The sequence below is a fragment of the Pseudoduganella violacea genome (assembly GCF_014191875.1).
Taxonomy (GTDB): Bacteria; Pseudomonadota; Gammaproteobacteria; order Burkholderiales; family Burkholderiaceae_D; genus Rugamonas; species Rugamonas violacea_A.
This window is the reverse complement of sequence record NZ_JACHXD010000018.1, coordinates 44,303-68,588: the sequence shown is the minus strand read 5'-3', so window position 1 is coordinate 68,588 and position 24,286 is coordinate 44,303. Positions and strand designations below refer to the sequence as shown.

General features: G+C 64.2%; 22 protein-coding genes and 1 tRNA gene. 15 read left to right on the top strand and 8 right to left on the bottom strand.

All coding sequences use genetic code 11. The features are described from left to right. Window positions 1–54: 54 nt before the first annotated feature. Together FHS03_RS23505 and FHS03_RS23500 are read right to left on the bottom strand one after the other, a co-directional pair. Entirely contained in the window at window positions 55–1,047 is a 993-nt protein-coding gene (locus tag FHS03_RS23505; protein ID WP_183443346.1) for a DUF2804 domain-containing protein, read from the bottom strand. Beyond that, the gene (locus tag FHS03_RS23500; protein ID WP_183443345.1) at window positions 1,044–2,282 is read right to left on the bottom strand and encodes a winged helix-turn-helix domain-containing protein; all 1,239 of its coding nucleotides are present in this window, start codon (window positions 2,280–2,282) and stop codon (window positions 1,044–1,046) included. Before FHS03_RS23500 ends, FHS03_RS23505 begins: the two co-directional genes overlap by 4 nt. 210 nt (window positions 2,283–2,492) lie before the next feature. Between FHS03_RS23500 and FHS03_RS23495 the strand changes: the two genes are divergently transcribed. The 3 genes from FHS03_RS23495 (at window position 2,493) to FHS03_RS23485 (ending at window position 10,418) form a co-directional block, all read left to right on the top strand. Continuing rightward, on the top strand, window positions 2,493–5,138 hold the full coding sequence (locus FHS03_RS23495) for a sensor domain-containing diguanylate cyclase (RefSeq protein WP_229426373.1): 2,646 nt from the start codon (window positions 2,493–2,495) through the stop codon (window positions 5,136–5,138). An 80-nt stretch (window positions 5,139–5,218) separates the two neighbouring features. After that, window positions 5,219–6,448 carry an exonuclease SbcCD subunit D C-terminal domain-containing protein gene (locus tag FHS03_RS23490; protein ID WP_183443343.1) on the top strand — a complete coding sequence of 410 codons (1,230 nt, stop codon included), beginning with the start codon at window positions 5,219–5,221 and terminating at the stop codon, window positions 6,446–6,448. A 19-nt stretch (window positions 6,449–6,467) separates the two neighbouring features. Further along, window positions 6,468–10,418: an AAA family ATPase gene (locus FHS03_RS23485; RefSeq protein WP_183443342.1), complete on the top strand. Its 3,951-nt coding sequence runs from the start codon at window positions 6,468–6,470 to the stop codon at window positions 10,416–10,418. Between the two features lie 7 nt (window positions 10,419–10,425). Here the strand turns inward: FHS03_RS23485 and FHS03_RS23480 are convergent, their stop codons facing one another. Then, a complete protein-coding gene (locus FHS03_RS23480; RefSeq protein WP_183443341.1) occupies window positions 10,426–10,581 on the bottom strand; it encodes a hypothetical protein in 156 nt (51 codons plus the stop codon). A gap of 152 nt (window positions 10,582–10,733) precedes the next feature. Here FHS03_RS23480 and FHS03_RS23475 point away from each other — a divergent pair, with 152 nt between their 5' ends. From FHS03_RS23475 to dbpA, 12 genes are all read left to right on the top strand, one after another. Continuing rightward, window positions 10,734–11,336 carry a putative metalloprotease CJM1_0395 family protein gene (locus FHS03_RS23475; RefSeq protein ID WP_183443340.1) on the top strand — a complete coding sequence of 201 codons (603 nt, stop codon included), beginning with the start codon at window positions 10,734–10,736 and terminating at the stop codon, window positions 11,334–11,336. Between the two features lie 35 nt (window positions 11,337–11,371). Further along, entirely contained in the window at window positions 11,372–11,581 is a 210-nt protein-coding gene (locus FHS03_RS23470; RefSeq protein WP_050407119.1) for a hypothetical protein, read from the top strand. A 75-nt stretch (window positions 11,582–11,656) separates the two neighbouring features. Next, entirely contained in the window at window positions 11,657–12,571 is a 915-nt protein-coding gene (locus tag FHS03_RS23465; RefSeq protein WP_183443339.1) for a hypothetical protein, read from the top strand. Window positions 12,572–12,675: 104 nt separating this feature from the next. Further along, the gene (locus FHS03_RS23460) at window positions 12,676–13,836 is read left to right on the top strand and encodes a methyltransferase (RefSeq protein ID WP_183443338.1); all 1,161 of its coding nucleotides are present in this window, start codon (window positions 12,676–12,678) and stop codon (window positions 13,834–13,836) included. A 50-nt stretch (window positions 13,837–13,886) separates the two neighbouring features. Then, window positions 13,887–13,963: transfer RNA gene (locus tag FHS03_RS23455), tRNA-Met, on the top strand. A gap of 137 nt (window positions 13,964–14,100) precedes the next feature. Further along, the gene (locus FHS03_RS23450; RefSeq protein WP_183443337.1) at window positions 14,101–14,352 is read left to right on the top strand and encodes a hypothetical protein; all 252 of its coding nucleotides are present in this window, start codon (window positions 14,101–14,103) and stop codon (window positions 14,350–14,352) included. 8 nt (window positions 14,353–14,360) lie between these two features. Further along, window positions 14,361–14,732 carry a hypothetical protein gene (locus tag FHS03_RS23445; RefSeq protein WP_183443336.1) on the top strand — a complete coding sequence of 124 codons (372 nt, stop codon included), beginning with the start codon at window positions 14,361–14,363 and terminating at the stop codon, window positions 14,730–14,732. After that, a complete protein-coding gene (locus tag FHS03_RS23440) occupies window positions 14,729–15,313 on the top strand; it encodes an OmpA family protein (RefSeq protein WP_183443335.1) in 585 nt (194 codons plus the stop codon). The genes FHS03_RS23445 and FHS03_RS23440 overlap by 4 nt, the downstream gene beginning before the upstream one ends. 48 nt (window positions 15,314–15,361) lie before the next feature. Further along, entirely contained in the window at window positions 15,362–15,913 is a 552-nt protein-coding gene (locus FHS03_RS23435) for a hypothetical protein (RefSeq protein WP_183443334.1), read from the top strand. 71 nt (window positions 15,914–15,984) lie between these two features. Continuing rightward, on the top strand, window positions 15,985–17,649 hold the full coding sequence (locus FHS03_RS23430; protein ID WP_183443333.1) for an acid phosphatase: 1,665 nt from the start codon (window positions 15,985–15,987) through the stop codon (window positions 17,647–17,649). A gap of 117 nt (window positions 17,650–17,766) precedes the next feature. Beyond that, a complete protein-coding gene (locus FHS03_RS23425) occupies window positions 17,767–17,991 on the top strand; it encodes a hypothetical protein (RefSeq protein WP_183443332.1) in 225 nt (74 codons plus the stop codon). A gap of 100 nt (window positions 17,992–18,091) precedes the next feature. Further along, window positions 18,092–19,501: an ATP-dependent RNA helicase DbpA gene (dbpA, locus tag FHS03_RS23420; RefSeq protein ID WP_183443331.1), complete on the top strand. Its 1,410-nt coding sequence runs from the start codon at window positions 18,092–18,094 to the stop codon at window positions 19,499–19,501. A 4-nt stretch (window positions 19,502–19,505) separates the two neighbouring features. On the opposite strand, the gene FHS03_RS23415 is transcribed toward dbpA, so the two are convergent. The 5 genes from FHS03_RS23415 to earP form a co-directional block, all read right to left on the bottom strand. Then, window positions 19,506–21,104 carry an amidase gene (locus tag FHS03_RS23415; RefSeq protein WP_183443330.1) on the bottom strand — a complete coding sequence of 533 codons (1,599 nt, stop codon included), beginning with the start codon at window positions 21,102–21,104 and terminating at the stop codon, window positions 19,506–19,508. A 199-nt stretch (window positions 21,105–21,303) separates the two neighbouring features. Continuing rightward, the gene (locus FHS03_RS23410; protein ID WP_183443329.1) at window positions 21,304–21,798 is read right to left on the bottom strand and encodes a GNAT family N-acetyltransferase; all 495 of its coding nucleotides are present in this window, start codon (window positions 21,796–21,798) and stop codon (window positions 21,304–21,306) included. Then, complete coding sequence (locus FHS03_RS23405) at window positions 21,761–22,072, bottom strand: type II toxin-antitoxin system TacA family antitoxin (RefSeq protein WP_183443328.1); 312 nt, start codon at window positions 22,070–22,072, stop codon at window positions 21,761–21,763. The genes FHS03_RS23410 and FHS03_RS23405 overlap by 38 nt, the downstream gene beginning before the upstream one ends. Before the next feature lie 388 nt (window positions 22,073–22,460). After that, entirely contained in the window at window positions 22,461–23,036 is a 576-nt protein-coding gene (locus FHS03_RS23400) for an elongation factor P (protein ID WP_050407108.1), read from the bottom strand. 64 nt (window positions 23,037–23,100) lie between these two features. Beyond that, window positions 23,101–24,261, bottom strand: a complete 1,161-nt coding sequence (gene earP / locus FHS03_RS23395) for an elongation factor P maturation arginine rhamnosyltransferase EarP (RefSeq protein ID WP_183443327.1) — start codon at window positions 24,259–24,261, stop codon at window positions 23,101–23,103. Window positions 24,262–24,286 lie beyond the last annotated feature (25 nt).

The following is a 24,286-nucleotide window of genomic DNA, read 5'->3' as shown; positions in this document are numbered from 1 at the left end:
CCTTACCTTTCAGCGGCCCGGCCGGACCTGGACCGCGCTATCGAATCCACTGCGCTACCAGCGCGAGAAATGGTCTTCCGTGACACCCGCGAGCTGGCTGACGATGCGCTGCGGCGCATCCGGCGCGGCGCGCACCCAGCCGTTGAAGGTGCCGACCGGCTGCACATAGCGGCTGGCCGCCACCAGCAAATTACGGTCCTGGCGGCGCGCGCCTTCCGGCGTGAAGACCAGGTCGAGCTGGTCGTCTTCGGTGAAGATATGCCAACGCGCCAGCGGGTCATGCTGATCATATATGAAATGGGCGGGGCCCAGCGGGACGATTTGCCCGTCCAGCCAGAGCGCGTTCTCGCAGGCGCCGAAGTAGCCGGCCTGCAGATTGAAACCCAGCTCCAGATTGTGGCCCGAAGCCCAGCGCCAGGCCGTTTCGCGCGCCAGCAGGCCATTCGAATAATCGAAGCTGGCGACGCCGCCATCGAGCCGGTACTCGTCGCGCCAGGTGCGCACCTCGCCCGTCAGCGGCAGGCCGGAAGACTTTTGCGTGGCATGCACCGCGCCGCCCTTCACCGGACCGGTCGCCAGCAGCAGCGGCGCGGCGGCCGGGCCGAACTCGGCGTCGATCTCCATATGCGGGCAGCGCAGCTCCAGGCGGTAGCAGCCGCCCGGCGCATGCTCGATGGCGATGCGGGTGTCGCGCGTGCGGAACCAGCTGTCGCCGCCCACGCTGTCGGCCACGCCGGCCGAGAAGCGGCCCGGCAAGCCGTCCTGGGAATAGTTGGCCATGATATCGCCGTCGTTGCGGTCGAAGGCGTAGGCGAAGCAGGTAGTGGTCCAGCCCACGTCGACGATGGCGACGGCGCACATCAGTTGCTCCGTCACCAGCGAGACGTAATGCCATTTCTTGTGGTGCAGACGGCGCCACAGGCGGTTGCGCGCGTACGGCTTGGCCAGCGCCGGCCAGTCGAAGCGCTCGGCCTGGCCGGCGTAGCGGCCGAACAGCGGCAGGCCGTCGGCGCCGACCACGGATTGGGGGGCGTTCGGCAAGCTCATGGCGCCACCGCCATCTCATCGGCCGCCAGCGCAGCTTGCAGCATGACGCCGAATGCGCGCGGCTCGGCGCCGCCCACAAGCACCCGCGGACAGCCGTGCCAGCCGGCGCAGCGCTGCACGGCCGCCGCCACATCGCGCGCGAAGCGCTCGCTGAGCCGGGCACCCGGCTCCAGCGTCAACGCCTTGAGTTCGAATACGCCTTCGCGCCGATGCGCCTTGGCGTCCACCCGGCCCACCAGCTGGCCGCGGCGCAGGATCGGCAGCGTGAAGTAGCCATAGCGGCGCTTGGCGGCCGGGGTGTAGCACTCCAGGCGGTAGTCGAAACCGAACAGTTCCAGCGCGCGGCGGCGGTCCCACACGATCGGGTCGAAGGGCGAGAGGATGGTGCTCAGCGTCGGCGTCAGGCTGCCCTCGGCGGCGCTGCGCGCCAGCCCGGCCAGGTCGGGATGGATGTAGACCGCGTCGTCCCAGCCCTGGACGCGGGCGCGCAGCAAGGCGCCCTGCGCCACCAGCGCTTCCGGATCGAGGCGCGGCGGCTTGCTGCGGTAGTAGTCGGCGATCCAGGCGGCGCGGCACAGGCCCAGCGACTTCACGGTTTTCAGCGCCATCTCGCGGCGCACCTCGTCCATCGACGGCAGCTGGCTGTCGTCCCAGCCCGGCAGCACGCGTTCGGCCAGGTCGTAGATGCGCTGGAAGTTGTGGCGGCGCGCGATCATCAGTTGGCCGGCCGTGAACAGCACCTCCAGCGAGCGCTTCTCCGGCTTCCACTCCCACCAGCCGCCGGACTGGCCGTCGCGGCGCTCAAAATCGGAGGAACGCACCGGCCCATTGTCGCGGATATGGCGCAGCAGGGCCGCCACCTCCTTGCGCTTTTCCTTCATCCAGTTCACCGAGTATTTCCAGCCCATGGCGGCCGGATCGAGCATGCGGTGGCGCAGCAGGCGGTAATCCTCGATCGGCACGAAGCAGGCTTCATGCGCCCAGTATTCGAACAGCGCGCCTTCGGCCAGCAGCTCTTCCAGCCAGGCCTGGGGATAGTCGCCCAGGCGGCTCCACAGCACCAGATAGGGACTGCGCGCCACCACATGGATGGTGTCGATCTGCAGCACGCCCATTTGCCGGATCGCGTCCAGGACATCGGCCTTTTGCGCCTTGCGCCGGCGCGGCTGCAGCAATCCCTGCGCCGCCAGATGCAGCGCGCGCGCCGCCGACAGGCTGAATATCAACTCGCTCAAAACCCCGTACCCCTGATCTGCGCCCGTCCCGCGGGAAGAATGGCTATTTTAATAAAGTTTCACTCTGCGATTGTTACTTTTTTGATGCCTGGGCTACCTGTAAAATACACGGCAAGAAGAATTTTCATACCTGCGGGTCCGCGTCGGCATTTTTACGTGCAGAATACCAGCGAAGGAACCGCATCCGGGACACTAGCCAGCCAGCGCCAATTGACAACGATAACCAAACAAATCCGCAGCGCCGCAGGGAGACTGTATCGCAGCGCGCTGCTGCCATTCTTTACGCTGCTGTTGTTGGCAAGCCTGTGGGCCGACACCGTCTACCAGGAAGACCAGGCCCGGGACATTGCCCGCTTCGAGGCGGTGATGCACAGCCACGCGATGGCGCGCACCCTGGCCGAGCATGCGGGCCATATCCTGCGCCAGGCCGACCACGCCACCCAGCTCTTCAAACTCAAATACGAGGAAACCGGCGGCACGCTGCGCCTGGCCGAATTCAGCAAGAAGAACGGCTTGCTCGACTCCCTCATGCCGTCGCGCCTGGAACTGCCGATCGCCCTGCTCGACGCCGAGGGCAATGTGGTGGACAAGCAGCATGGCTACTTTGCCGCGAATATGGCGCAGGAAGCCTTCTTCAAGACCCTGGCCGGCAGCACGGACGACACGGCCCTGACCAGCAATCCCATGGTGGAGCCCAAAACGAAGAAGTGGCAGGTCCAGATCGCGCGCCGCCTGAACCACGCCGACGGCCGCTTTGCCGGCGCCATTTTGCTGATGATCGACCCGGCGTATTTCGTCGACGATTACGACCGTCTGCATCTTGGCGCCAAGGGCCTGGTGATGCTGACCAGCCGCGACACCGGCCTGTCCATCGGCCGCGTGGATGAAACGCTGTTCATCAGCGACCAGCTGGATTTCGTCGCGCCGGCCGATCCGACGGCCATTCCGGAAGAGCTGAAATTCAACCGCCCTTACGATAATGTGCCGCGCATCTACAGCTTCCGCGAGATGCCGCGCTATTCGCTGGTGGCCGTGGTCGGCAATAGCGAAGCGACGGAGATGGCCAATTTCGTGCGCCAGCGCCGCCTGAACTACCTGTCGATGGTGCTGGCCGGCGCCGCCATTCTCGGCTTTGCCGTGCTGCTCGGACGCCAGTCGCGCCGCCTGCGCAGCAGCATGCGCGACGCCACCGAGGCCCAGCAGATGATGCGCGCCGCCGGCGACGCCAGCCTGGACGCCATGTTCATCATGAAGGCTTGCCGCAGCGGCAGCCGCAATGGCGAGGTGCTCGACTTCACCCTGCTCGACGTCAACGAGCGCGCCGCCCGCATCCTGCGCCATCCGCGCGGCGAGGTGCTGGGCCTGCGCATCGGCGAGCTGCTGCCGCATTGGAAGGACGAAGGCTTCATTGACAAATACCGCATGGTGCTCGATACCGGCAAGCCGATGGAGGAAGAGATCGAAACCCAGCCGCCGGGCGAAGAGATGCTGTGGCTGCGCCACCAGATCGTGGCGATCGAGGATGGGGTGGCGGTCACGGTGCGCAATATCACGGCGCGCAAACGCAGCGAACTGGAAATCCGCAAGAGCCAGGCGGAGCTGACGGCGCTGATGGATGCCTCGCCCCTGGGCCTGATCCGCACCGACCGCGACTTCCACTGCACCTACGTCAACCGCACCTTCGAGGCGATCACCGGCCTGGCGCGCGAAAAGGCGCGCGACGACGGCTGGATGTGCGCCGTGCATCCGGACGACCGCGACGTGCTGCGCGAAGCGCTGCAGCATCTGGCCGGCACCCGCACGCCTTACCAGGATTCGCTGCGTTGCCTGCAGCCGGACGGCACGCTGGTCTGGACCTCGATCAAGATCGCGCCGATTCTGGTCGACAGCCGCATCGACGGCTTTGTCTGCACCCTGGAAGATATCACCGTGGTGCGCAAATCGGTGATGGCGCTGCGCGAAAGCGAGGCGCGCCTGCGCACCATCACCGACACCCTGCCGGCCATGGTGGCCTATGTGGACCAGGAAGAGATTTACCGCTTCAATAATCTCGCTTACGAGCGCGAATTCAGCCGCACCGGCCTGAATGTGGTGGGCCTGTCGGTGCAAGAAACCGTGGGCGGGCAGCGCTACGAATTCCTGCGGCCCTATATACGACGCGCGCTGCACGGCGAGACCCTGACATTCGAAGAGGATGGCGAGAGCGAAAACGAGGGCGTGCTGCGCACTTATGAAGTGGTCTACATTCCCCAGTTCGACGCCGACGGCGCCACCGTCATCGGCTTCCACGTCATGCGCCAGGATATCAGCGCCCAGAAGCGCGAGAAACAACGCCTGCTGAAGCTGTCCCAGGTCGATGCGTTGACGGGCCTGACCAACCGCGCCGGCTTCCTGCAAAGGCTCAACGAGAGCATGCTCTACTGCCGCGACAACGCCAGCATGATGGCCGTGATGTACATGGATATCGACCGCTTCAAACCGGTCAACGACACGTATGGCCATGCGGTCGGCGACGCCCTGCTGAAAGCCTTCTCGGCGCGCCTGACCCACACCATGCGCGCCAGCGACACCGTCGCCCGCCTGGGCGGCGACGAGTTCACCATCATCATGGAACGCATCAGCCGCGCCGACGACGCTTCCATCCTGGCGGGCAAGATCGTCAAGGCCATGCAAGCGCCTTTCGAGCTGGATGGCATCACCGTGTCGGTGTCCACCAGCATCGGCCTGACTTACTACAGCGACGAGGACTTAAGTCCGGCCGAGCTGCTGAAGCGGGCCGACGTGCTGCTGTACGACGCCAAGCAGGCCGGCCGCAATACCTACCGTGCCGGCGCCCTGCTGCCGGACGCGGCGTGAAATTCTTCGCGCCGCATCAAGACGAAAGATGGCCGTTTGCGCTATATTTGGCGCTTCCCGCGCCTTTGACCGTTTAATCCATGCGTTTGCTGCACACCTCCGACTGGCATCTGGGCCAGTCGCTCCATAATTTCGAGCGCGCCTACGAGCACCAGTGCTTCCTCGACTGGCTGCTTGATACCCTCGTGGCCGAACAGGCCGACGGCCTGCTGATCGCCGGCGACATCTTCGACAGCGCCAATCCCTCGGCCGCTTCGCAGCGCCAGCTCTACCACTTCCTGCGCCAGGCGCGCGAACGCCTGCCGCATCTGAACCTGGTCGTCGTCGCCGGCAACCACGATTCGCCGGGCCGGCTGGAAGCGCCTGGCCCGCTGCTGGAGGCGCATGGCACGCGCGTGGTCGGCCATGTGCCGCGCGACGCCGAGGGCGCGATCCAGGTCGAACGCCTGGTGCTGCCGCTGACGGGACGCGGCGGCGCGGTGGAAGCCTGGTGCCTGGCCCTGCCCTTCCTGCGCCCGTCCGACGTGCCGCGCATTGCGGAGGAAGGCGGCGATCCTTATCTGGGCGGCATCGCGGAGCTGTACCGCCTGGCGCTGGAACAGGCCAAGGCCCAGTGCGAGCCGGGCCAGGCCATCGTCGCCATGGGGCATTGCCATATGGTCGACGGCCAGATGTCGAACGATTCCGAACGCCGCATCGTCATCGGCGGCACCGAGATGCTGCCGGCCGGGATTTTCGCGCCGGCCATCGCCTATGCCGCGCTGGGCCACCTGCACCTGGCGCAGAGCGTGGGCAAACAGGAACACATCCGCTATTGCGGCAGCCCGATTCCGCTCTCCTTCGCCGAAACCCGCTATCAGCACCAGGTGCTGCGCATCGATCTGGAAGGCGGCCAGTTGCGCGAAGTGACGCCGCTCTTCGTGCCGCGCGCCGTCGATCTGCTGCGCGTGCCCGTCACGCCGGCGCCGCTGGACGAGGTGCTGGCCGAACTGGCGGCGCTGGAACTGCCCGAACGCGCGCCGGAAGCCCAGCCCTTCCTCGAAGTGCGCGTGCGCCTGGATGGGCCGGAACCCGGCCTGCGCAGCCGCATCGAGGCCGCGCTGGAGGGCAAGCCGGTTCGGCTGGCGAAGATCGAGACCTCGAGCGCCGCGCGCGGCATGTCGCTGGACGAAGCGGCGCTCTCGCTCGATCAGCTGGACCAGCTCAAGCCCGACGATATTTTCAAGCGCCTGTACCAGCAAAAATTCGGCGCCGAGGCGCCGCCCGAACAACTGAGCGCCTTCGCCAAGCTGATGCTGCCCGGCGCCTGAACCACGCGATAAGAACAAGATGAAGATTCTCCGAATTGGCGGCAAAAACCTGGCCTCGCTGGCCGGCGAATTCAGTGTCGACTTCGAGCAGGAGCCGCTCGCCTCCTCCGGCCTGTTCGCCATCAGCGGTCCCACCGGCGCGGGCAAGAGCACCCTGCTCGACGCGCTTTGCCTGGCCCTGTACGACGATACCCCGCGCCTGCTGAAAGCCAGCGGCAAGACGCCGGACGTGGGCGACCCGATTTCCTCGCAGGACTCGCGCACCCTGCTGCGGCGCGGCACGCCGGAAGGCTATGCCGAAGTCGATTTCGTCGGCGGCGATGGCGCGCCTTACCGCGCGCGCTGGAGCGTGCGCCGCTCACGCACGCGGGTCGAAGGCGCTTTGCAGCCGACCGCGATGACCCTGCACCTGCTGCCCGGCCTGCAACCCATCGGCGCCACCAAGACCGAAGTGAAAACCGAAATCGAAAAGCGCATCGGCCTGAGTTTCGAGCAGTTCACGCGCGCCGTGCTGCTGGCGCAAAACGAATTCGCCACCTTCCTCAAGGCCGGCGACGACGAGCGCGGCACGCTGCTGGAAACCCTGACCGGCAGTAATGTCTATAGCGATATCTCGATCCGCGCGCATGAACGTGCCAAACTGGAAAAGCTGGCGCTGGAAAAGCTGTTCGACCGGCTGGCCGACCAGAAGCCCATGGGCAGCGAGGAAAGGGCCAATACCGAGACCCAGCGCAACGCCGCCGATCAAGCCCTGGTCGTGCTGGACGAGCGCAAGACCGGGCTGGAAACCCAGTTGCGCTGGCATCAGCAGACCGACAAGCTGCGCGAGGGCGAGCAGCAGGCGCTGGCCGCCTGGCAGCAGCGCGTGAATGAGGTGGAGGCGGCCGCGCCGCGGCACCAGGCGCTGGCCCAGCTCGACGCGGTGCAGGCGGCGCGGCCGCTGGACGAGGACATCAAGCGCATCGGCGCCGAAACCGCCGCCACCCAGGCCGCCATCGAAGCCTGCGGGCGCGAGGCGGAACAGGCGCGCCTGGCGCAGCAAAAGGCGGCGCAGGCCATGCAGCAAGCGGGCTTGCAACTGACCCAGGCCGAGCAGGCGCAGCGCGCCGCCGCGCCGCAGCTGGACCAGGCCAAGGCGCTGGACGCGCGCATCGAAGCCATGCTGCCCGCCTACCGCCAAGCCAAGCATGCCTACGATACGGCGCAAACGGCCCTGAACCAGGCCACGCAGGCGCAACGCGGCAAGCTGGAGCAGCAGCGCCGCCTGGCCGAAGCGCAGCAGGCCGGCCAGCTCTGGCTGCAGCAGCACCAGCAATGGCGCGTGCTGGCGCAGGACTGGCCGCGCTGGGATGTGCTGCTGGTCCAATCGGGCCAGGTCAACGCGCAGGCCGAGCGCCTGGGCCAGGCCCAGGCCGCCGTGCTGCAAAACGGCAAGCGCCACCGCGAAGAGGAAAGCGAGGCCAAAAGCAAGCTGCAGGCCGCCACCACGCGGCTGGAAGCGCTGGAAGCCCAGCGGCAGCAGGCACTCAGCGCCATCGCCCAGATCGATGCGGACATGCTGCACCGCCACCGCGAGCAGCTGGAACGGCGGCGCGACGCGCTGGCCGGGGCTGAAAAAGTCTGGCTGGAACTCTCCGGCAAACAGGCGCGCAAGCTGGAACTGAACACCCTCGACGCGCGGCTGCAGCAATCGCGCGACGCGGCCGAGCAATTGCTGGCGCAGGCGCAGCAGGAACATGCGGCCGTGATGGCGGCCTTCGCCCAGGCCGAGCGCTCGCTGAAACTGGCGGAAGCGGCTTGCGGCGAAAACGTGGAAAAGCTGCGCGCCACGCTGGAAGACGAAACACCCTGCCCGGTCTGCGGCGCGCACGAACACCCTTACCGCCACAGCGACGGCGCCCTGCAAGCCATGCTCGCCGGCCTGCAGGGCGAGGTGCATGGCTGCCGCGACAAGCTGCAGCACAATATCGCGGCGCAGGCGGTGCAGCGCAATACCATCCAATCGAGCCTGGAACAATTGGCCGCCAACGCCGCTGAGCAGCACACGCTGGACAAGGTGCTGGACCGCGGCTTCGAAGCCTGGCAGGCCGCCACGGCGAAGCTGGCCCAGTGCGAACTGGAAGCCGGCCTGCGCGAGAGTCTGTCGCAGGCCGCCAAGCAGGCACCCGGGCAGGATGGCGCACCGGTGTTACTGGCGCTCGCGCTGGACGAGGTGGCGGACCCGGCGCGCGCCGACTGGTTTGCCCAGCAGCTGGAAGCGTTGCAAGCCGCCCAGCGCCATATCGCGCAGCAGGAGCAGATCCTGCATCGCGCCGCCGCCACCCGCGAACAGGCCCAGCGCGCCTGCGACCAGGCCACGGCCGAGCATACGCAGTTGCAAAGCCGCCTGGCCCAGGTGCAGACCGTGCTGGCCGAGCTGCTGGCCGAGCACAAGGCGCTGGACATGCAGCGCATGGAGATCGCCACGCAATTGAGCGGCATGCTCGATGAGCTGGACGCCGCCTTCAGCGATAGCGAGATGCCCAACGAGGGCTGGAAGGACGAGTGGAAAGCGGCGCCCGCCCGCTTCCACGAAAAACGCCAGGCCGAAAGCCGCCAATGGCAAAACCAGCATGGCGCGCTGGAAGAACGCGCCGCCGCCATGGCCACGCTGGAAGTCGAGCTGGAAGCCCTGTCCACCGCCCAGCACAAGGCGGCGGCCGATGCCGAAGCCGTGCAGGAAAACTTCCGCAGCGCCGAAACGGCCCTGCTGGCGGCGCAGGACCAGCGCGCCACCTTATGGAATGCGCGCCGCGTGGAAGACGTGGAGCGCGACCTGCAGGCGGCCATCGACAAGGCCAAGGCCAGCCAGGCGGCGCAGCAGGAAGCCGCCCAGCAGGCCGCGCAAACTGCCGTGCGCTCGGACGAGGCGCTGGTGCAGGCCCAGCGCCGTTTGGCCACCCTGCACGACGCGGCGCATCTGGCCGCGCTGCGCCTGGAACAATGGCTGCAGGATTTCCGCAAGGCGCAGGCGGCCAGCCGTGACGGCGGCACCGCCGTCGACGACGACACGCAGCGCGAACTGCTGGGCTTTGATGCGGAAGCGGTGGACGAAAACCCGGAAGGCGAGGCAAGCGACACCGTGCGCAGCGTCGAGCAGTTGCGCGCCCTGCTGGCGCATCCGGCCGAGCAGATCCTGGCCGAGCGCCAGCACTTGCAGGCGCTGGAACAGGCGGCGGCCAGCGCCCACGCCGTGCTGCAGGAGCGCCAGGCGCAGACCGCGCGCCACCTGGCGGACGCCGGCCAGCATGGCGAGCAGACGGCCGAAGCCCTGCAACAGGCGCTGGAAGCCCTGGCCGCCGAGCGCAAGCAGGCGCATGACCAGGCCACAGCACTGCGCATCGGCCTGGCCCAGGACGATGCGCGCCGCCACAGCGCGCAAGCCATGATGGGCGATATCGAAAAGCAGGAAGAGAGCGAGCGGCGCTGGGCGCGCATGAGTGAGCTGATCGGCTCGGCCGACGGCAAGAAGTTCCGCAACTACGCCCAGCAATTCACGCTGGACGTCCTGCTGGGCTATGCCAATGCCCACCTCAACCACCTGGCGCCGCGCTACCAGCTGGAACGCATCAACAACCCGTCCCAGCCCTCGCTTGGCCTGCTGGTGCGCGACCAGCATATGGGCGACGAATTACGCTCGGTGCATTCGCTGTCGGGCGGCGAGTCCTTCCTGGCGTCGCTGGCCCTGGCCTTGGGTCTGGCCTCGCTGTCTTCCAACCGGGTAAAGGTGGAATCGCTGTTCATCGACGAAGGCTTCGGCAGCCTGGACGCCGATACCCTGCGCGTGGCGATGGATGCGCTGGACGGCCTGCAGGCCATGGGCCGCAAGGTCGGCGTGATTTCGCACGTGCAGGAGATGACCGACAGGATCGCCAGCCGCATCGTGGTGCAGCCGGCGGCCGACGGGCGCAGCGTGGTAACGGTGCAGTAGCAGGCCGTCAGCGGTAGCTGGTTTCGCGCCGCTCCTGGCGTGCCAGCTCCCAGCCAAGCTCGCGCCGGATCTGCTGCGGATCGGGCGGCGGACGGCGTTCCTCCACCCTGGTTTGCATCCAGTGGCGCACGGCTTCTTTGCTCGGTTGCTTGGCTTGGTCCATATCGCGGCCTCTTAGAAGAGCTGACGGATACTCCCACAACGCGAGCCAGGGCGTTCAGTTGACGGCTTTCCGCGAAAAACCACAGTCTATTTTTGCTATGATGTAAGCGAGTGTAAGCCCCGCTTTTTCCATCATTTGCCGCCTTCCTTACCATGGCAATCAGCGCCATCGCCGCCAGCGTCAATCCCTACGCCGCCAGCGGCGCGGCACCGGCGCGCGCCGCGCCAGCGCAGGGCGCCCAGGAAGCGCAGAAACCGCAGGAACCGCAGACCAAGCAAGGCGCCAAGGCCGAGCTGACATCCGATCAATTGAAGCAGATCGACCAGTTGAAAGCGCGCGACCAGCAGGTACGCCAGCATGAGATGGCCCATCTGTCCGCAGCGGGCGGCCTGGCCACCTCCGGTCCCACATATACCTATCAGCGCGGGCCGGACGGCATCAATTACGCCATCGGCGGCGAGGTGAATATCGACACCTCGCCCGGCCGCACGCCGCAGGAGACGCTGGAGCGGGCGCGCACCATCCAGGCCGCCGCCCTGGCGCCGGCCGATCCCTCCGGGCCGGACCGCGCCATCGCCGCGCGCGCCCAGCAGATGGCGCAGCAGGCCAGCCAGGAGCTGACGGCGCAGCAGAGTAATCCGGACGGGGCGCAACAAGGCGCGGCGGCGCAGGCCCAGGACGCCCAACAAAGCGCCGTGCAGCGCGCCTACAACGCCGCCCCTGCGCAACAACCGGTAATCAACGTCTACGCCTGATAAAATCTCGCTTTTGTCCTCACGCCAAAGCAATCATGTTGAAAGCACCACGCACCCTGACCTTCAAATGCGCGAAATGCGCGAAGGCCGTAAAAGTTTCCATGCAAAAAGTCTCCGCCTGCTCCCACATCACGCCTTACTCGGGCGTTTGCAGCTGCGGCGAAGTGAAACTGCACGCCATCGGCCAAGCCGACGCCGTGCAATCCTATCTGGCCTCGAACGGTTTGTGGACGCACCATCACTAACACCGAACTAAAACTAAAGAAATCGCTGTAACTGCCGTTGTAGGATATAACCCTACTCACCTTTTGGTTGCCATCATGTCCTCGCTCTCTCCTATTGGCCCACGCCAGTACCAGACTCTCAGCAATGCCTCGCCCAAGGCCGAGGCAAAAGGCACGCGCGCACAAAACGGCGTAGCGGAAGCGAACAGCAATGCCGTGGTTCCCGGCAAGGGCATCGACCTCGATAAGCGGGTCGATAAGCTCGGCAAGGCCACCCTGGATATGGCGCAGGACTTTTTCGGCAAGTTTGCCAAGGATTTATTTGGCGACGCGCTGAAAGGCGCCACCATCTCGTATGACGCGGTCAGCCTGGAGGTGAACTCTTCGTTTGCCGCCGGCATCCAGCACAGCGAAGGCCCGGACGGCGTCAGCGACGCCGCCGCGTTCAGCCTGAACGAAAATTCGCACTTCATCGGCAAAGGCACCATCACCACCGCCGACGGCCGCAAATTCGATTTCGAGATCGAAGTCCAGTACGAGGCCAAGCTGGAAGCCAGCGCCGCGCGCAGCAGCAGCGTGCCGGCACGGCGCCAGGATGGCGCCGACCAGAACCCGGCCATGCCGCTGCCGACCATCGAGTTCCCGGACATCGACTTCCCCGGCAGCCTGGCCGACCTGTTCAAACTGATGGAAAAACCGCTCAAGGCCGACGTCAGCGCCGAGGGCAAGCCCGAGGAAAAACTCGGCACCCTGTCCCTGCGCCTGCTCGACCTGGTGAAGAACAAGGAAGTGCTGGACACCTACTCGCCGCCGACCAAGCCGGCGCAGCCACAACGCGCCACGCAGAAGCCGGAGCCGATCATCTCCACCACGCCGCCCGCGCCAGGCACGGATGCGGCGCCGGAAAAAGCCGCTGCCGCCAGCACCGCGACGCCCGCCGTAGCCGACACCTCCAGCAAGCGCGCCAGCGATACTAGCGAGGACGTCAAGTCGCCGCAAGTCCTGAACTAAGCCAGCTTCCGGTCCCGCAGCACGTATAATTAGCGCTTCACACGAAACCGCCTGTCCCGTGCAGGCGGTTTCGCCGTTTACTCTCTTGATACGCGCGAACCGATATGCAGACCGACAGCAGCACGCCACAGCTCATCCACTGGACCGAAAACGGCGAGGAGCGTTCGGCGCGCTGGCACTCGGAAAGCGGCATGCCGCCGCCCAAGCGCGTGCAGGTCGCCGACGACACCACCAATGCCGACACGGCCTACCGCCTGGCTTGCGAAGGCACGGCCCTGCTGTGGCGCGGCGATTTCCAGAATGCGCGCCAGTTGCTGCAGGCGCTGGCGCGGCGCGCCGACCATAAGCACGGCAAGGGCAAGAAGAAGGCGCCCAAGGCCGCCGCTTCGCCGACCGAAGCCTTCCACCTGCACCGCCAGGCGCAATCGCAGCGCGCCCGCACCCTGGCCATGCTGCTGATCCCCTTCGAGGCCGACTACAGCATTCCTCTGCGCCGCGCGCCGGATGTGAAGCAGGCCTGCAATGAAGCGTATGGACGCGGTAGCGAGCCTTTCGTTGCCTCGCTGCGCGAGCTGCTCGGCCTGATCGGCGCGCACGAGTGGCGCAAGAGCGGCGTCGAGATTCCAGTGCTGGGCGCGCGCATCCATCCGCATTACGGCGTGTTCTCGCCGGTGCGCGGCGAGTATGTACAACTGGTGGCCAACGTGCCGCTGCCGAAGAAGACCGAAACCGCTTTCGACATCGGCGTCGGCACCGGCGTTCTGTCGGCCGTGCTGGCGCGGCGCGGCATCGCCCGCGTGGTCGCCACCGACCAGGACCGCCGCGCCCTGAGCTGCGCGCGCGAAAACCTGGCGCGCCTGGATTTGCAGGATAAGGTCGAGCTGATGGAAGCCGACCTGTTCCCGCCCGGTCAGGCGCAGCTGGTAGTCTGCAATCCACCTTGGGTGCCGGCCCGCCCCAGCTCTTCCATCGAATACGCGGTATACGACCCGGACAGCCGCATGCTGCGCGGCTTCCTCGACGGCCTGGCCGCGCATCTGGCACCGGGCGGCGAAGGCTGGCTGATTCTGTCGGATCTGGCCGAGCACCTCGGTCTGCGTCCACGCGAGCAACTGCTGGAGTGGATCGCCGCCGCCGGCTTGCAGGTTGCGGACCGCCACGACGTGCGCCCCATGCATCCGCGCGCCAGCGACGCCAGCGATCCGCTGCACGCCGCGCGCAGCGCCGAAGTCACTTCGCTGTGGCGTTTGCAAGCCGCCAACTAAAAACGAGCCTTGCGCAATGCGGCGAGGCCGTATATAATTCTTGCCTCAGACGCGGGGTGGAGCAGTCTGGCAGCTCGTCGGGCTCATAACCCGAAGGTCACAGGTTCAAATCCTGTCCCCGCAACCAGATACCGGAAAGCCGTTGATTCTCAAGCAGAGTCAACGGCTTTTTCTTTGCACGCGCGCGCCTTCCTTGCTTGAGCATGGATAAAAAGCGGAGTAGCATTGGACAATATATGGAACCCTATGCCAGGGAGGTGAATCATGCCTGAAATACGTCTGGACATTCCTCAGTCGGTGATCGATTCAATCAATGACAAACTGAACAAGATTAATGACAATCCGCCGGGAACGCGCTTATCCGCCAACGACATTGGCCGCGAGGCTATCGCCGTCTATAAATGGGTGATTGATCAATCCAATGATGGATTAGCCATCGTCGCCGCCGGCGCCGACAGCAAACCTGTGGTGCAAATCACCACGCCCAACCTGCCCGTGCGCCGTCCGCGGATGTAAGCGGAGTTATGCAAGAGAGCGCCTCCACTCCGAACACCGGCAATCACGCTCATCAGCCTGACGAGTCGCTAGCGCTCGTGGTTCCGATTGAGAATATTCCGATCGGGGATAGCCGCGAGCGCCATTCTCAGCTAGGCATGCGGGAAACGATCACCGTCTGGCTGATCGGCCTGCTTTGTGCCATCGTTGCCCTGGCGTTCATCGCCCTCTTCATGGATGACGACAGCACCATGTTCGAGAAGCGCTACGAGCGGCTGAAAACGCTGCTCGACGTTATCATGGGGCCGGTCATTACCTTGCTTTCCTCGGTAATCGGATTTTATTTTGGCTCCCAGGCCGGGCGGCAGCGCGACTCGTCTAGTGACAAGTCCGGATCATGAGCGCCAGCCGCGAGCAGGACAATGCCACGTCGAGCCAGCAATTCTGGTATCCGATCCTGAATAAGCTGATCCCCTTCATGGTGCTCATCTGCATGCTGGCGCTGGTGGTGAGCGGAGCCCGGTTTCTTAAACCCACAACGGACAAGGGCAGCAATGTTCCCACCATCGTTCTCAGTCCGGAAGCAAGCCCTGGCGCAGCTAAAACACTTCCGGCCGACCAGCTGTTCGAGTTTGCATCCAGCGTCATTGGCCAGACCGGCCTGAAAACATTGGCGGAACTGGCCACCAGCCTGGAACAGGAAGCGCCAGCCAAAGTGATCATTGTGGGCCATACCGACGCCCTGGGCTCGACCAGTTTTAACAGCAAACTAAGCCAGGCAAGGGCTGATGCGGTGCGCGAACAACTACTCAAATCCAAAAAGATCAGGCCGCAATCCGTGTTTGCCATCGGCGTTGCCGACCACTACCCCATAATCAAGGCCGCGCAATGTCCGGGCAAGGCCGAGGCCGAACTAATCCAATGCTTGGCGCCCAATCGCAGAGTCGAAATCTGGACTAAACCGGATGCGATTGCACAATAGCCTGCGGCGTCGCGGCGCACGCGTGCAATCGCCCCTTTCCCCTCCACGATGAACAAACAAGCAATACAGCGCCTCTCCCCCTTGACCATGCTGGGCGCCTGCCTTGCCACCATCGCGCTGATTCTCGCGCCGGTGTCGCCGCGCTTCGACTACGCGCCGCTGAACTATCTCGCGGCCATGGCGCTCGCCATGCTGTTGCCATTTTCGCTGTGCTGGCTGGCCTTGCGCATCCGCGCGCGCGGCTGGCAGGCGGGGATGACGGGACTGGCCTTGCTCACCTGGCTGCCGGCGCTAGCCTTTGTGTTCATGGCGTCCTATCCCCTGCGAACGGCGCTGGCACAGAGCGAAACGGCGGAGGACGAGCCGGTCGCCAGCCTGCGCAGCGGCGGCGACCATTACAGACTGTATCGCCTCAGCGGCGGCGCGCGCTCCAGTTGGAGCGTGCTGCTGCGCCGGGAAACGCCGCTGCTGCCCGGTCTTAAGCTGGTGCGCGATGTGGAACGGCGCGGCCACACGTACAGCGCCTATCTGTGCGAAGCGCCCGCCAATGGCGGCGTGACGCTGTCGCAAGACCCTTGCGACAGCGTCAATCAGTATTAGCCGATTTCACGTTCGGCTTTCTCAAGTGTTACACTCCCCCGCGAAGTATCACTAACAAGAAGGAGCCCTGCGTGAAAGAGCAACAACACGAACAGCAGGTTGGCACTGCCGATCTTCCCACCAATCCCTCGCGCCGCCGTATCTTCCAGGCTGCCGCAGCGACCGGCCTGGCGACCACCGTCCCCGGCCTGGCCGGCGCGGCAACGGCGCAAAGCAAACCAGTGAAGGGCTCACTGGATGCCAAGCTGAAGGCCCACGTCAAGAACGTGGTCGTCATCTATCTGGAAAACCGCAGCTTTAACAATCTGTTCGCCGACTTCCCCGGCCTGGCCGCGCCCATGTCCGAGCTGAAGCCGCACCAATACCAGCAGCGCGATTTCGACGGTTCGATCATGCCCAAACTGCCCAAGGTCTGGGGCGGCATGGTGCCGGTGCCGCAGGATATCGCCGGCAAGCGCTACGAACTCAAGGAAGACCAGGTCAAAGATCTGCCGAACGCGCCGTTCAAGCTAAGCGACGCCGAAGGCAAGCCGCTGCCGGAATCGGTCATCACGCGCGATCTGTGGCATCTGTTCTACCAGAACCAGATGCAGATCAACGGCGGCAAGAACGACGGCTTTGCCGCCTACGGCAATACCGGCGGCATGGTGATGGGCTATTACAGCGAAACCGGCAAGAACCTGGGCCTGTGGCAGGTCGCGCGCGAGTACACGCTGTGCGATAACTTCTTCATGGCCGCTTTCGGCGGCTCGTATCTGAACCACCAGTTCCTGATCTCCGGCCGCACGCCGGAATACTTCAACGCGCCGAATACGGCGGCGAAGAAAAAGATCGCCGTGACCAGCGACGGCCCGACCGGCGCGCGCCTGGCCATCGCGCCGGACAATCACGCCTCGGCCCTGGACGGCCACGTCAAATACGTGCAGGACGGCGCCATCACGCCGGACGGCTACGCGGTCAACACCATGGCGCCGCCGTACCAGCCAAGCTTTATCCGTCCAGCCGCCGGCGGCGACACGCTGCTGGCCGATCCGGACAACGCCAGCACGCTGCCGCCGCAAAGCTACGACACCATCGGCGACCTGCTCTCGCGCAAAGGCGTGAGCTGGGCCTGGTATGGCGGCGCCTGGCAGGCCGCGCTGGATCATAAGGGCGGCGGCTCCAAGCCGAACTTCCAGTACCACCACCAGCCATTCAACTACTTCAAGAGCTTCGCGCCCGGCAGCAAGGAGCGCGAGGTCCACCTGCGCGACGGCGGCCTGGGCGACAGCCCGATCTCGAACCGCTTCCTGGCCGATGTGGTGGCGGGCAAGCTGCCGGCCGTGTCCTTCTACAAGCCGCAGGGCAATCTGAACCTGCACGCCGGCTATTCGGACATCGAATCGGGCGACCAGCACGTGGTCAATGTGCTGGAGCACCTGAAGAAATCGCCGCAGTGGAAGGATATGGTCGTTGTCGTCACCTTCGACGAGAACGGCGGCTGGTGGGACCACGTGGCACCGCCCAAAGGCGACCGCTGGGGTCCTGGTTCGCGCATTCCGGCGATTATCATCTCGCCGCATGCGAAAAAAGGCGCGGTCGATCACAGCTTCTACGACACCACGTCCATCCTGCGCTTCATCACCCGCCTGCACGATCTGCCGCTGCTGGAAGGTCTGGCGCTGCGCAATAAATCCTTCGCCGAACGCGGCGCGCTACCGCCGGGCGACCTGACCGGCGCGCTGTCCTTCCGCTAAGAAGCCCACGGCGGCAACGGTTTGTGATACACTCCGTGCCGCTTGAGTAATCGAAGCCCGACTGTTACAGCCGGGCTTCTGTTTTTTTGTGGCGCGTTTTGAAGAACGCTTTGGGAAATGAGAGACAAGAAAGACATCGCGACATTCGACCTGCCCGGCTTCGCCCCGGCCGCGCCGATGGAACCGGAACCCAAGCGCCCTCCATCGCCCCGCGCCAGAAGACCCGCGCTGAAACAGGAACAGCTTGAACTGCTGGAACCGACCGACACCACCGGCCTGCCGGTCTGGCAGCACGACGAGAATCTGGACCTGACCGGCCTGCCCGTCTGGCGCAAGGACTGAGGCGCCGCCTCGTCCAGCGTGGCGCCAGCGCCAATCCCATCATCCGGCCCGCCGCCAAGTTTGCTAGACTGTGGCAACGGCCCCTTACCCCTCATCCGCCATGACCACCTCCTTTGCCAGCCTGCCATTGTCGCCCTCCTTCCTGAAAAACCTGGAAACGCTGGGCTACCACGAGATGACCGACATCCAGGCGCAAAGCCTGCCGCCCGTGCTGGAAGGCCGCGACCTGATCGCCCAGGCCAAGACCGGCAGCGGCAAGACGGCCGCTTTCGGCATTGGCCTGCTGCAGAAGCTGAATCCCGCGTGGTTCGCCACCCAGGCGCTGGTGCTGTGCCCGACGCGCGAGCTGGCCGACCAGGTGGCCAATGAGCTGCGCCGCCTGGCGCGCAGCGTGGGCAATGTGAAGGTGCTGGTGCTGACCGGCGGCGCGCCGATGCGGCCGCAGATCGCGTCACTGGAACACGGCGCGCATGTGGTGGTCGGCACGCCAGGCCGCATCCGTGACCATATCAGCCGCCAGACCATCAACCTGTCCACCGTGCAGACCCTGGTGCTTGACGAAGCCGACCGCATGACGGATATGGGCTTCTACGACGAGATCGCGGGCATCGTCAGCGCCTGCCCGAAACGCCGCCAGACCTTGCTGTTCTCGGCCACGTATCCGGACGATATCCGCCAGGCCACCGAAGCCTTCCTGTACGAGCCGGTGGAAATCACGGTCGAGGCCAAGCACGACAACAGCAAGATCGAGCAGCGCTTCTACGAAATCGGCTTCGACGAGCGCGACGCCGCCGTCGGCCGCCTGCTCAAGCACTACCAGCCCGAATCGGCCATCGTGTTCTGCAATACCAAGGTGCACTGCCGCGAGCTGCTCGAAGAGCTGCGCGGCCAGGGCTTCTCGGCGCTGGCCCTGTACGGCGAACTGGAACAGCGCGAGCGCGACGAGATCCTGGTGCTGTTCGCCAATCGCAGCTGCTCCATCCTGATCGCCACCGATGTGGCGGCGCGCGGCCTGGACATCTCGAACCTGGCGGCGGTGATCAATGCCGACGTCTCCAAGGATACCGAGGTGCACATCCACCGCATCGGCCGCACCGGCCGCGGCGGCGAAAAAGGCCTGTCGCTGACGCTGTGCGCGCCGAACGAGAAGAAGTGGGTCAAGCTGATCGAGGAATACCAGCAGGCGCCCGCCGAATGGCACGATCTGAAAGCGCTGGACGACGACGAGTACGCGCAAGGCGACGCCGCGCCGATGATGACGCTCTGTATCCTGGGCGGCAAAAAGGACAAGCTGCGTCCCGGCGACGTGCTGGGCGCGCTGACCGGCGACGCCAAGCTGCTCAAGGAGCAGGTGGGCAAGATCAATGTGACCGAGTTCCAGACCTATGTGGCGATCGACCGCCGCATCGCCTACGAAGCATTCGACCGCCTGAACGCGGCCAGCGGCCTTGGCGCCGACTTCGGCAGCTTCAAGGGTCGCAACTTCAAGATGCGCTTTATCGAGGTTTAAGCGCTCAGCGCACCGCCAGCGACACGCTGGCCGGGAATTGCGGCGCACGGCGATGGCGCGTGGCTTGTTCGAAGGCGTAGGCCATGCCGATCAGGGCCGCTTCGCTGTAGGCGCCGCCGACAAAGGACAGACCGACTGGCAGGCCGTGTACATAGCCGGCCGGCACCGTGATGTGCGGATAGCCGGCGACGGCGGCGGGCGATGAGAAGCTGCCGCCGTAGTGGTCGCCGTTGATGAAGTCGGTCAGCCACGCCGGGCCGCCGGTGGGCGCGACCAGGGCGTCCAGCTTGTGCTCTTTCATTACCTGGTCGATGCCTTCGTCGCGCGAGTAGCGCTGGTTGTTGGCCAGCGCTTCTAGATACTCCTTGCTGTCCAGCCCTCCCTTGCTTTCGGCGCTTTCCAGATGTTCCTGGCCGAAGTAAGGCATCTCCTGCTTATGGTGCTGCTTGTTGAAGGCGATGATGTCGGCCATGTTCTTGACCGGCGCATTGGGCGCGTAGTCCTGCAGATAGGCCGCCAGGTCGGATTTGAATTCATGCAGTAGCACTTCGAATTCGGAGGCGCTGTATTTGTCGATGTTCGGCACCGTCACGTCCACCAGCTCGGCGCCCTGGGCTTTCAGCACGGCCAGGGCTTTTTCGATGGCGTTATCCAGATCGTCGTTGGTGCCGAAGAAGTTGCGCGCCACGCCCAGGCGTTTGCCTTGCAGGCTGTTGGTTTGCAGCGCGGCCGCATAATCGCCGATCTTGCCGGCGCTGGCCTCGGTAGCCGCGTCGTTGGCATCCACGCCGCTCATGGCCGCCAGCATCAGGGCGGCGTCGGTGACGCTGCGCGCCATGGGGCCGGCCGTGTCCTGCGAGTGGGCGATGGGGATGATGCCACTGCGGCTCAAGAGTCCCATGGTCGGCTTGATGCCGACCACGCCACAGATCGAGGCCGGCGAGACGATGGAGCCGTCGGTTTCGGTGCCGACCGCCAGCGTGGCCAGGCCGGCGGCGACGGCCGCGCCGGAACCGGAGCTGGAGCCGCTGCAGTTGCGGTCGAGCGAATACGGATTGCGCGTCAGGCCGCCGCGCGCGCTCCAGCCGCTGACGGAATGGGTGGAACGCATATTGGCCCACTCGCTCAAATTGGTCTTGCCGATGATGACGGCGCCGGCGGCGCGCAGCTGGGCCACGATATGGGCGTCGCGCGCGGCGCGGATGCCGGCCAGCGCCAGCGAGCCGGCCGAGGTGCTCATGCGGTCGGCGGTGGCGATATTATCCTTGAGCAGAACGGGAATGCCGTGCAGCGGGCCGCGCAGCTTGCGCAGCAGGCGTTCGCGGTCCATCTCGCGCGCGATCTTCAGCGCTTCCGGGTTGATTTCAATGATGGAGTTGATGCGGGGGCCGGACTTGTCGATGCTGCCGATGCGGGCCAGGTATTGCGAGGTGAGGGAGTGGGAGGTGAGCTTGTTGGCGGCCATCTGCTCCTGCTGCTGAAGGATGCCGGCATCGAGGATGGAGGATGCCGCCTTGGCCGTGGGTAAGGCCCCTTCGGCCCGGCCCAATGACGCTGCGCCGCCTGCAGCCAGCCCCATCCGAACGAAATCCCTGCGATCCATACCGTCTCCGCTTAACGAACACCGCAAAATTTCAACACATTGTCAAGAAATGCAAACCATTAGCATAACAGCTTGTTTAACAATATTGCTATGCAAAAGAAAATATTTCTTGACAGTATTCGATGCTTTTAGGAAATTTTCACGCTCCCCAGCCTCAATGCAAAAAGCCCGCACCGGCGGGCCTTCGTATCGCGTCGCGCTAAGCCGGAATTTCCGCGATCGGCTTCAGCAGCCTGAGCGGATTGCTTGGCATCGGAGAGAAATCGTATTTTGCGTAAAACGCCGCCGCTTCCGCATCCTTGGCATCGACAAACATGAATGTACCGCCGACCGACTCGGCAGCCTCGCGGATACGCCGCATCGCATGCGCCAACAGATATTCGCCCCAACCCTGGCCCTGCGCTTCGCGGGATACCGCCAAGCGCCCCAGCGTGAAACCAGGCACATCGCGCGGCAGGCGGCGCTGCATCGCCGCAGGCAAGTCGCCGACCGGCGTCATGGCGCGAATCGCCACGGTGTAAAAGCCCAGTATTATTTCTGGCGCGTCCTCATCAATCAGGACATAAGTCCTGGAGAGCATTTTTTGAATATGCTGGCTCGCCGTTTCGCACAGCCAGACATTGAGCGCTTCCGAACCACAATCAAAATTTTTTACATCATGCGCTTTGTCCAGCGCGCGTACTATTTGAGCCATCTTCAACTTTCTTGAGCCGCTCAAACGCCCTTGTGACCGCTTGATTCGGCGGACGTGGATTGTCGAGCATGTGGATGAACATGGCAGCATCCTCAGCAGTAAATCGGATCGCACGCTCTCGATCAATAATCTTGTCTGCTTTTTCGACGGCAGCCTGCACCAGGAATTGGTTCAGGGTGGCGCCGCTTAAATCCGCTGCCTCTTGCAACTTTTCGACTAGCAACTTAGGCAAACGCGCCGTTATGCGGTCGCGCTCTTCTGTTGTGTTAGACATGTAGAAACTCCTGTATGAATGCCCTTGCAGCATTCGGTGTAATGTGAACTGCCCCGGTTGAGACGCCAGGCATCATTGCAACGCCTTCGATGAATCGTCATATCTTCAAATACGCTCCGAAAGGAGGGAACGTTGACAGGCAACAGGCTCTCGGCCTGATATGTGGGTGAACGTATTTGAGCGGATGATATGCAAATGTATAGGTTGACGTTAGCGCATTGGAACCTCCATGAATGATCGAAACTACTACCCAGAATAGCACGATGGAGGCAAAGTGTCACCAGCATGGCGATAAAATGACACCAGGAAAGTCAAAAGTTACAGGCGAAAAAAACGCCCGTGAAAACGGGCGTTTTTTTCGAGGCCGCCGAAGCGACCTGAGCACATCTTAGTTACGCACGATGCGCTTGTACTCGTTGGTACGGGTGTCGATCTCGATCACGTCGTCCTGGCTCACGAACAGTGGCACTTGAACGGTGAAGCGCTTGGCTTCGATGGCGTTTTCGATCAGCGCGTCTTTCAGCACGTTGCCCGAGGTGTTGCCTTTAACGGCTGGCTCGGAGTAAACGATCTGGCGGGCGATGGTGGTTGGCAGTTCCACGGAGATGGCTTTGCCGTCGTAGAACACGGCTTCGCATTCCATGCCGTCTTTCAGGTAGTTCAGGGCTTCGCCCAGGTTTTCTTCTTCGATTTCGTACTGGTTGTACTCTTGATCCATGAAGACATACAGCGGGTCGGCGAAGTAGGAGTAGGTCACTGGCTTCTTGTCCAGAACCACCACGTCGAACTTGTCGTCGCCGCGGAACACGTTTTCCAGCGGAGCGTTGGTCAGAAGATTCTTCATCTTCCATTTGTAGGTGAAGCCCGTGCGGCTCGAACCGTTAACATCCGAACGCAGCACGATGAAGGGCTTGGCGTCAACCATGATGATGTTGCCAACACGAATTTCTTTTGCAGGTTTCATAAGATAAAGTGTACTTAAGGTAGGTTGCAGTAACCGCGCATTGTAGCATGTTTCGCAGGCGAACTTAGCGCAGCGAGGAGGAAAACTTCAGTAAATTGGTGGTCAAATCACCGAGCGTATACAGGTGGCGTTGCCATTCGAGGGAATGCCGTGTCAGTGCCGCCATATCGGCCCGCAGATCAGTCCACAAGGCCGCCCAGTCGGCCGTCTCGGCGCCGCCTTGCGGATGGGCGCCGTTCCAGTACAGGGAAAAGGCATCAAGACTGGCGCTGCGCGCCGCGTACCGCTGCAGGAAGGCGCGCAGCTTCTTGTGGTGCAGGTTTTCGTCTTGCGGATAGATATGCCAGATGAAGGGCTTGCCGGCCCACTGGGCGCGCACGACGGAATCTTCGCCGCGCACGAAATTCAGGTCGCTGGCCCACAACAGTTTGTCGTAATCCTGCTGCGGCACGAAGGGCAGCACGCGTACGCTGATCGCACCGCGGCGGCGCATGACGCCGGGATTGGCCGCTTCGCCGAGGAAGGCATGCACCGCTTGCGCAGCCACGCCCTGCGGCACCAGGCAGACCATGTCTTCATCGCCCTCTTCCCAGGCCTTGAACAGCTGCGCCACCGGCGCATGCGGGTAGCAGAACAGCGTCACTTTGCGCGCCGCGATTTCCTGCGGCGTCAGGCCGAATTGCCCGAGGAAGGCGGCCATGGCGGCCGGGTCGGATTGGAATTGCCGGCGCTCCTCTTCCAGCGCCGCTTCGCGCAGTAGGCCGCCGGTTTTTTCGGTGAAGCCCGGAAAGAAAAAATGCTTGGTCAGCGAGAAGCGCGGATGCATGGAGGGCAAGGTGTGGCAGCCTTCCACCCACTCTTCGGCACTCAAGCCTTCCAGATTCAGCCAGACCGGACGCGGCTCGCACTCGGCCATGGCGGCGATATAGCCGGGCGGGATTTCGCAGCCGAAGAATTCGATCACGATGTCGGCGATATCGGCCGGGGCGAACGCGCCTTCCTGCGTCGCCCAATGGCGCACGGCGATGGCGCCGATCTGCTGCAGAGCAGCGCCGGTCTGCACTGCGGGGCAGATGCGCTGGAAGGTGTGCAGATCATCCACCCACAGCGTGACGGCGATGCCGTGCTCCTGCGCCAGCTGGCGCGCGAAGCGCCAGCAGATGCCGATGTCGCCATAGTTGTCGACGACTTTGCAGAACAGGGCAAGGCTTGTTGCTTGGGTCATATTGACGATTCCACCGGATGGACGC

What these genes read in the sequence shown, in the direction of transcription:
- dbpA (WP_183443331.1), top strand. Translation starts at nt 18,092, where the DNA reads ATGACCACCTCCTTTGCCAGCCTGCCATTGTCGCCCTCCTTCCTGAAA.
- FHS03_RS23475 (WP_183443340.1), top strand. Translation starts at nt 10,734, where the DNA reads ATGGCAATCAGCGCCATCGCCGCCAGCGTCAATCCCTACGCCGCCAGC.
- FHS03_RS23505 (WP_183443346.1), bottom strand. Translation starts at nt 1,047, where the DNA reads ATGAGCTTGCCGAACGCCCCCCAATCCGTGGTCGGCGCCGACGGCCTG.
- earP (WP_183443327.1), bottom strand. Translation starts at nt 24,261, where the DNA reads ATGACCCAAGCAACAAGCCTTGCCCTGTTCTGCAAAGTCGTCGACAAC.
- FHS03_RS23450 (WP_183443337.1), top strand. Translation starts at nt 14,101, where the DNA reads ATGCCTGAAATACGTCTGGACATTCCTCAGTCGGTGATCGATTCAATC.
- FHS03_RS23405 (WP_183443328.1), bottom strand. Translation starts at nt 22,072, where the DNA reads ATGTCTAACACAACAGAAGAGCGCGACCGCATAACGGCGCGTTTGCCT.
- FHS03_RS23490 (WP_183443343.1), top strand. Translation starts at nt 5,219, where the DNA reads ATGCGTTTGCTGCACACCTCCGACTGGCATCTGGGCCAGTCGCTCCAT.
- FHS03_RS23485 (WP_183443342.1), top strand. Translation starts at nt 6,468, where the DNA reads ATGAAGATTCTCCGAATTGGCGGCAAAAACCTGGCCTCGCTGGCCGGC.
- FHS03_RS23480 (WP_183443341.1), bottom strand. Translation starts at nt 10,581, where the DNA reads ATGGACCAAGCCAAGCAACCGAGCAAAGAAGCCGTGCGCCACTGGATG.
- FHS03_RS23465 (WP_183443339.1), top strand. Translation starts at nt 11,657, where the DNA reads ATGTCCTCGCTCTCTCCTATTGGCCCACGCCAGTACCAGACTCTCAGC.
- FHS03_RS23400 (WP_050407108.1), bottom strand. Translation starts at nt 23,036, where the DNA reads ATGAAACCTGCAAAAGAAATTCGTGTTGGCAACATCATCATGGTTGAC.
- FHS03_RS23415 (WP_183443330.1), bottom strand. Translation starts at nt 21,104, where the DNA reads ATGGATCGCAGGGATTTCGTTCGGATGGGGCTGGCTGCAGGCGGCGCA.
- FHS03_RS23440 (WP_183443335.1), top strand. Translation starts at nt 14,729, where the DNA reads ATGAGCGCCAGCCGCGAGCAGGACAATGCCACGTCGAGCCAGCAATTC.
- FHS03_RS23435 (WP_183443334.1), top strand. Translation starts at nt 15,362, where the DNA reads ATGAACAAACAAGCAATACAGCGCCTCTCCCCCTTGACCATGCTGGGC.
- FHS03_RS23425 (WP_183443332.1), top strand. Translation starts at nt 17,767, where the DNA reads ATGAGAGACAAGAAAGACATCGCGACATTCGACCTGCCCGGCTTCGCC.
- FHS03_RS23410 (WP_183443329.1), bottom strand. Translation starts at nt 21,798, where the DNA reads ATGGCTCAAATAGTACGCGCGCTGGACAAAGCGCATGATGTAAAAAAT.
- FHS03_RS23470 (WP_050407119.1), top strand. Translation starts at nt 11,372, where the DNA reads ATGTTGAAAGCACCACGCACCCTGACCTTCAAATGCGCGAAATGCGCG.
- FHS03_RS23445 (WP_183443336.1), top strand. Translation starts at nt 14,361, where the DNA reads ATGCAAGAGAGCGCCTCCACTCCGAACACCGGCAATCACGCTCATCAG.
- FHS03_RS23460 (WP_183443338.1), top strand. Translation starts at nt 12,676, where the DNA reads ATGCAGACCGACAGCAGCACGCCACAGCTCATCCACTGGACCGAAAAC.